Origin of the sequence: Streptomyces chengmaiensis, assembly GCF_029846775.1 — a bacterium.
Taxonomy (GTDB): Bacteria; Actinomycetota; Actinomycetes; order Streptomycetales; family Streptomycetaceae; genus Streptomyces; species Streptomyces chengmaiensis.
The window spans coordinates 84,895-91,070 of sequence record NZ_JARWBG010000031.1; the positions used below are offsets into that span (position 1 = coordinate 84,895).

The 6,176-nt window shown below is 66.5% G+C and carries 7 protein-coding genes and 3 pseudogenes; 3 read left to right on the plus strand and 7 right to left on the minus strand.

What is annotated here, in order from left to right; all coding sequences use genetic code 11:
• Positions 1 to 208: 208 nt before the first annotated feature.
• Positions 209 to 439: a hypothetical protein gene (locus QCN29_RS23980; protein ID WP_279930699.1), complete on the minus strand. Its 231-nt coding sequence runs from the start codon at positions 437 to 439 to the stop codon at positions 209 to 211.
• A gap of 125 nt (positions 440 to 564) precedes the next feature.
• Here QCN29_RS23980 and QCN29_RS23985 point away from each other — a divergent pair, with 125 nt between their 5' ends.
• Positions 565 to 1,908, plus strand: coding sequence for a helix-turn-helix domain-containing protein (locus QCN29_RS23985; RefSeq protein WP_279930700.1), 1,344 nt, complete (start codon positions 565 to 567; stop codon positions 1,906 to 1,908).
• On the opposite strand, the gene QCN29_RS23990 is transcribed toward QCN29_RS23985, so the two are convergent.
• The 5 genes and pseudogenes from QCN29_RS23990 to QCN29_RS24005 all read right to left on the minus strand — a co-directional run bounded on the left by QCN29_RS23990 (position 1,886) and on the right by QCN29_RS24005 (position 4,088).
• Positions 1,886 to 2,419: an NUDIX hydrolase gene (locus QCN29_RS23990; protein ID WP_279930701.1), complete on the minus strand. Its 534-nt coding sequence runs from the start codon at positions 2,417 to 2,419 to the stop codon at positions 1,886 to 1,888. The two genes, QCN29_RS23985 and QCN29_RS23990, sit on opposite strands and share 23 nt — an antisense overlap.
• 243 nt (positions 2,420 to 2,662) lie before the next feature.
• Positions 2,663 to 2,854 (minus strand): annotated as a pseudogene (locus tag QCN29_RS37180) (RtcB family protein); the annotation flags it as partial.
• A 2-nt stretch (positions 2,855 to 2,856) separates the two neighbouring features.
• Positions 2,857 to 3,309: pseudogene (locus QCN29_RS23995) on the minus strand (RtcB family protein); the annotation flags it as partial.
• Positions 3,310 to 3,613: 304 nt separating this feature from the next.
• Positions 3,614 to 3,788 (minus strand): annotated as a pseudogene (locus tag QCN29_RS36905) (RtcB family protein); the annotation flags it as partial.
• Between the two features lie 60 nt (positions 3,789 to 3,848).
• The gene (locus QCN29_RS24005) at positions 3,849 to 4,088 is read right to left on the minus strand and encodes a GNAT family N-acetyltransferase (protein WP_398859814.1); all 240 of its coding nucleotides are present in this window, start codon (positions 4,086 to 4,088) and stop codon (positions 3,849 to 3,851) included.
• A gap of 304 nt (positions 4,089 to 4,392) precedes the next feature.
• On the opposite strand from QCN29_RS24005, the gene QCN29_RS36910 reads away from it, so the two are divergent.
• Entirely contained in the window at positions 4,393 to 4,656 is a 264-nt protein-coding gene (locus QCN29_RS36910) for a tetratricopeptide repeat protein (RefSeq protein ID WP_308295424.1), read from the plus strand.
• Between the two features lie 14 nt (positions 4,657 to 4,670).
• A complete protein-coding gene (locus QCN29_RS24015) occupies positions 4,671 to 5,036 on the plus strand; it encodes a hypothetical protein (RefSeq protein WP_279930703.1) in 366 nt (121 codons plus the stop codon).
• Between the two features lie 252 nt (positions 5,037 to 5,288).
• Here QCN29_RS24015 and QCN29_RS24020 read toward each other — a convergent pair.
• On the minus strand, positions 5,289 to 6,176 hold an 888-nt coding region (locus QCN29_RS24020), incomplete at its 5' end, for an RtcB family protein (protein ID WP_279930704.1).

Here is a 6,176-nt window from a genome sequence, read left to right on the forward strand (position 1 = left end):
CGCCTGAGGCCGCGAGCTCGGCTCATAGACGGGCCGGGAGCTGGCTTGGATGACCAACCCCGGACGGGGACGGGGGAGCCGTAGTCGACACCCGTCCAGGGCCAGTCGATCTACCGGCTGGTACTGAGGGCCATCCCAATCACCAATCCGCACGAACCGCTGATGCAGATGATGAACAGAACCCCGGCATACCGGCCGACAACGCGCATCACAGCCCGACCCGGCTATTGCCGTTCCTCACCGCCAGGCGCGCGCTCAGTTCCTCTCGCGCCCTTGGTGCCACCACGTCACCGGGCATGGCCTCCCACTCGATGCCACCGCCTATCGGTCGCATCTGCACTCGGCCACCGATCTCGCCCATGACGACACCGATGCGTCCGGTCCTCTGGTCCATTGCCAGTTCGCCGACTCCGGGTCTGGCCTGCTGATTGCTCGCCATGTGCATCAGGTTCGCGAACCGTGGGCTGCTACCAGAAGGTCCAGCGGATTACCCAACTTGGGTAAATTCACGGGAGGTAGAGAATCAGCGACGTTGCGTGGCCCTCATCCGTGGGAGCTTGTCCAATGCCCGAGCCAACCCGCCCGCAGGAGTTGCCTGCCGGGCTTCTCACCCATCCCGAGATGATCAGGGCATGCCGCGTCCGCGACTCCGCGGCGGTCTTCAAGCTGGTGAAGACCCGTGCGGGCATCTACCCTTCGATGATCGCGCGACGCTGCGACCTGACACCGAGCCGTGTCGGCGAAGTCATGGCAGGCCGACGTCAGTTACTGCATATGGATGTCATCGAGCGCATCGCCGACGGTTTGCGGATCCCAGGCCACATGCTAGGACTCGCGCGTCGGGAGTGGGAAACGCCCGTTGGGCTCCGGGGCACGTACAGGGAGCCGCTGCGCCCTGTCTCGCAAGCGCCGTCGACGCCGGCCTCCCTACCGGGTTCGGACGTGGACAGCATCCTTGCCCTCACCTCTCGGGCGAATCCGAACCCGTCCACGCTTCACGCGCTGCGCTCCTCGATCGAGGACTACTGGCGACGAGACGACCAGCACGGAGGTGAGGCACTGCGACCGGCCGTGGTGGGGCAGCTCCGCTACGTCGTCGAGCTTCTTAAGGAGAATCGCCCCGCCTCCTTCCAGCAGGGCCTGTACGGCGTAGCAGCCGAGCTCGCGCGCCTCACCGGCTGGACGCACTTCGACGCACGCCAGTACAACCAGGCCCGGACTTACTTCACAGAGGCGTTGCAGTTTGCCCGGGAGATCGACGACCGGGAATTCATGGCCAACGTGCTGGCCTGCATGAGCTTGCAGGCTACGTACCAGGACGGGCCCGGAGACGCATTGGCATTCGTCAACGCTGCCCAGGACGAGGCCCGCGCCGCAGACGGCACCACACCACGCGTGCTGTCGATGCTGTCACTACGGGAGGCGTTCGCACATGCCACGCTGGGCAGCCACACCGCCACCCACGCGGCTATCGCCGAGGCATACCGCCAGTTCGAGCGGATCAAGGTCAGCGACCCCGACCCCGCGTGGGTGACCTACTTCGGCGAGACCAAGCTCATCGTCGACACTGGCATCGCGCTCGGCCGGCTCGGCGAAGCAGCGACCGCCGAGCCTCTGATCGCCGACGCCTTGAGGCGGGAGAACAGCGCCAATCAGCGAGGGCGGGCATTCCACGCGTTCTGGCTCGCCCGGACACAACTCAGCCTCGGCAAGTTGGACCAGGCGTGCCAGACGGCGACGGACGCGTTGGAGCCCGCTTCCTCGGTCGCCTCAGAGCGTGTGGCCGGGCATCTGCGCGAGTTCTACGACGAGCTTGCCCCGTACCGGCGGGAACCCGTGGCAGTGGCCTTCGAGTCACGGCTACGGAATCTCGTCCCCATGCTGGTCAGCGGATCCCCTCGTCCATGAGGACGTACAGGAGGCCGACGAGCGAGCCGCTGCTCACGATCTCGCGGCGATCGATCATGCCCCGGATGTCAGTCAATGGAATCCACTCGATGCGGTCGGATTCGTTCTTCTCCGTGGGCGGGCCTGAGTAGGTGGCCCCGTCAGCACGGAACAGGTGGTGCTGCGAGTCCGTGATCCCGTTCGCTGGCTCCGCGTAGATCAGCGGCTTCATCGGCCCAGGATGCCAGCCGGTCTCCTCCAGGACCTCACGAGCGGCAGCGTCGGCGGGGCTCTCCCCGTCCTCGACGAGGCCCATAGGGAGCTCCCAAGCCCACGCGTCCGTGATGAAGCGGTGCCGCCACATCATGAGGATCTCTCGCTTGTCGTTGATCACCGCGGCCACGGCCAGGTGCCGGAGCTTGACGACGTGGTACTCCCACCGGCGCCCGTCCGGTTGCTCCACATCGGTCAACCACAAGTTGACCCACTGGTTCTCGTAGATCGGACGTTCCCCGTGGATCTTCCATTGCATCGCTGCTGCCCCTCTCGATCAGCCCAGCATCGCAGAGGGAGTCCCCTCGGTGGCCACGTTGGGATAAATTCGCGTCAGCTTGACGAATAAGGGAAGAGCATGCATGTGCTGACTGGGGGTCAGCCGTCAGAAGATCCGTCCGCAATCGGCAGGGACGACCAAGCCCCGGACACAGAGCCCGGGGCCTGTCGATCACGTGGAGTGCTGGAGTCAGCCCTTCACACAGATGACCTGCTTGAGCTTCGTCCCCATCTGCTTCGCGGCCCGCTCCTGACGGAACCTGACCGCTTCGGCGATGCCGTCGAACCGCGTCCAGAAGTCGTCCCACCCCTGGGCCCGGAAGCCGTACAGCCGGTCCGGATCCACCGGCTCGTCATGCATGCCGCGGCCCACCGGGATGGCCTGCTCGATGCGGGACCGGAGGCCGGAGAGGTCNCGGCCCGCTCCTGACGGAACCTGACCGCTTCGGCGATGCCGTCGAACCGCGTCCAGAAGTCGTCCCACCCCTGGGCCCGGAAGCCGTACAGCCGGTCCGGATCCACCGGCTCGTCATGCATGCCGCGGCCCACCGGGATGGCCTGCTCGATGCGGGACCGGAGGCCGGAGAGGTCGCCGGGCAGGTCGTTCGCGGTGAGGGAGGTCTTCACCGCGGACATGCCGCAGCCGATGTCGACCCCGACCGCGGCCGGGCAGACCGCGCCCTGCATCGCGATCACCGACCCGACCGTCGCGCCCTTGCCGTAGTGGACGTCGGGCATGACGGCGAGACCCTTGATCCACGGCAGTGTGGAGACGTTCCGCAGCTGCTCCATGGCGACGCCCTCGACCGTCGACGGGTCCGTCCACATCCGGATCGGCACCTTCGCACCGGGCACCTCTACATACGACATGCGTCCCCCTGAACTCCTGAATCACCTGAAAATCACCTGAAAAGCCGCCAAGCGCAAAATCCCTAGCGAGGGTCCGTAAAACGCTCGACGGACCGGCATCCGCGGCTGCGCGTGCGATACACATNCCACATCCGGATCGGCACCTTCGCACCGGGCACCTCTACATACGACATGCGTCCCCCTGAACTCCTGAATCACCTGAAAATCACCTGAAAAGCCGCCAAGCGCAAAATCCCTAGCGAGGGTCCGTAAAACGCTCGACGGACCGGCATCCGCGGCTGCGCGTGCGATACACATCGTGTCCATCCGCGCCCCGCGTCTGCTCCTCCAGGTCCCGTGTGCAGAAGCGGGCGCCTTGCCGCGTTCCGGCTCATCTTCCGGCCCGCGCCGCGCGAGGCGGAGTTGAACGACGCCTCATTGCCCAGGCCCCGGACGATGTACGAGCCGGTGCCCATCGAACCCGGGATGATGCCGTAGTCCCGCGCCTGCCAGAAGGAACGGTCATAGCGCGCGGTGGACGGAGTGCGAGCGCCCGGCTGCTACGCCCGTGTGGTGTGCGTGAAGCCGAGGGAGGTGAGTTCTTCGGCTTGGCACAGGTTGTCGGAAGGGCCGCCGACTTCGGTCTGGAGGAGTTGGTAGAAGGCACCGTGGGACTGGCCCCAGTGCATGGCTGCTCGCCACAGGGCACGGCCCAAGCCCTGCCCTCGGGTTTCGGGCAGTACGGCGAAGTACTGGGGAAGGAGTTGGGGGCGTCCGATGGCGTCGGGGCGTACTTCCATGGGCCGATCGCGCCCACGATGCGGACTTCGACGGCTGCCGCGAGGACGGGGCCGCACCGGCCAGCCTGCATCCGGGTGTGAAGGAAGGCCAGGCCGTCCACAGCCATGGCGGTGGCCCGGCCTCGGCGACCTGGGGGGATGCGAGCGAGCTCTCTCCCAGGCCGAGGAGGTCCAGCGCCTGCCGGAAGACAGCGCGAACGGCGGATGGCTCCGGTTCGACGGCACCCGTCTGGCTGAGGAGCGTGGAGCACGGTACGTACAGCTCGGCCGCCTCGATCTGGCGGAGCACGCACTGAAGCAGGCGTTGGACCAGACCTCGCTGGCTCCCGGGTACTCGTACCGCCGCAGAGGAGCCGTTCTCGTCGACCTGGCCATCGTCGGGGCGAAGCGCCGCGATCCGGAACAAGTGATCACGTATGCGCGGGAAGCCCTGGGCCTCGCCCGCGCATCATCGTCCGGGTACGTCGCCCGTAGACTCCGGAGCCTGTGCGACGAGTTCGGCCCCCTGCGCCGGGACCACCGCGTAGCGGAGTTGGGGGCGGAGATCTCTATGCTGAGGACGCCGTGACGAGAAGGGTTGCCATGTCGCAGACCGAAGGCGCACGACTGTTCCGCGAAGCCTGGATCGCGGGAGTGCACCAGCACTTCCCCGGCGAGCCGAAGGCTGGCTACGTGACCCCCTGGTCGGACACACCGCAGTGGGAACGCGAGGCCGCAGGCTCCGTGTACGAGCAGGTCCGCCAGTTCATCGATATCAGCGGCGGCACCACAGCCCGGCTGACCCGCGAGCAGAAGAGCCGCTTCGTCGCGACCTGTTGGACCGCCCAGATGTTCAAGCACTTCGAGAACCCGAAGCCGGGGTACGTTGCTGACTGGCCGGACCTTCCGTCCTGGCAGCAGGAGACCGACGCCGACATCTTCGAGGCCATTGAGAAGTCGCTCAGCTGACGTACCCGGGTGCTGCGGTCGCAGTGGACCAGGTGTGGACCGCCGTCGGTTACGCAAGGCCCCATCGGCAAGGAAAAGCAGGTCAGACGCGGTGAAGACGCTTATCGCAGCACTCCCTTGAAAAGCGACAGCGTCCCTCAGCCTGTGTGCCGAGGGACGCTGCGAATTCAGAAGATCCGTCTGCAATCGGAAGGGACGACGAAACCCCGGACGCGGAGTCCGGGGCGTGTCGTTCACGTGGAATGTTGGACGTCAGCCCTTCACACAGACGACCTGCTTGAGCTTGGCGACCACCTCGACCAGGTCCTTCTGCTGGTCGATGACCCTCTCGATGGGCTTGTAGGCGCCGGGGATCTCGTCCACGACGCCGGAGTCCTTACGGCACTCCACGCCTCGCGTCTGCTCCTCCAGGTCCCGCGTGGAGAAGCGGCGCTTGGCCGCGTTCCGGCTCATCTTCCGGCCCGCGCCGTGCGAGGCGGAGTTGAACGACGCCTCGTTGCCCAGGCCCCGGACGATGTACGAGCCGGTGCCCATCGAACCCGGGATGATGCCGTAGTCCCCGCTGCCCGCCCGGATCGCGCCCTTCCGGGTGACCAGCAGGTCCATGCCCTCGTATCGCTCCTCCGCCACGTAGTTGTGGTGGCAGGAGATCACCGGCTCAAAGGTGACCTTGGCCTTCTTGAACTGCTTGCGCAGCACGTTCTGCAGCAGCGCCATCATGACCGCGCGGTTGTGCTTGGCGTACTCCTGCGCCCAGAACAGGTCGTTCCGGTAGGCCGCCATCTCCGGGGTGTCCGCGACGAAGACCGCGAGGTCGCGGTCGACGAGACCCTGGTTGTGCGGCAGCTTGCGGGCCTCTCCGATGTGGTGATCGGCCAGCTCCTTGCCGATGTTCCGGGAGCCGGAGTGCAGCATGAGCCACACCGCCCCGGACTCGTCCAGACACACCTCCACGAAGTGGTTTCCGGAGCCGAGCGTCCCCATCTGCTTCACGGCCCGCTCCTGACGGAACCTGACCGCTTCGGCGATGCCGTCGAACCGCGTCCAGAAGTCGTCCCACCCCTGGGCCCGGAAGCCGTACAGCCGGTCCGGATCCACCGGCTCGTCATGCATGCCGCGGCCCACCGGGATGGCCTGCTC

What these genes read in the sequence shown, in the direction of transcription:
- QCN29_RS24015 (WP_279930703.1), top strand. Translation starts at nt 4,671, where the DNA reads ATGTCGCAGACCGAAGGCGCACGACTGTTCCGCGAAGCCTGGATCGCG.
- QCN29_RS23990 (WP_279930701.1), bottom strand. Translation starts at nt 2,419, where the DNA reads ATGCAATGGAAGATCCACGGGGAACGTCCGATCTACGAGAACCAGTGG.
- QCN29_RS23980 (WP_279930699.1), bottom strand. Translation starts at nt 439, where the DNA reads ATGGCGAGCAATCAGCAGGCCAGACCCGGAGTCGGCGAACTGGCAATG.
- QCN29_RS23985 (WP_279930700.1), top strand. Translation starts at nt 565, where the DNA reads ATGCCCGAGCCAACCCGCCCGCAGGAGTTGCCTGCCGGGCTTCTCACC.
- QCN29_RS24005 (WP_398859814.1), bottom strand. Translation starts at nt 4,088, where the DNA reads ATGGAAGTACGCCCCGACGCCATCGGACGCCCCCAACTCCTTCCCCAG.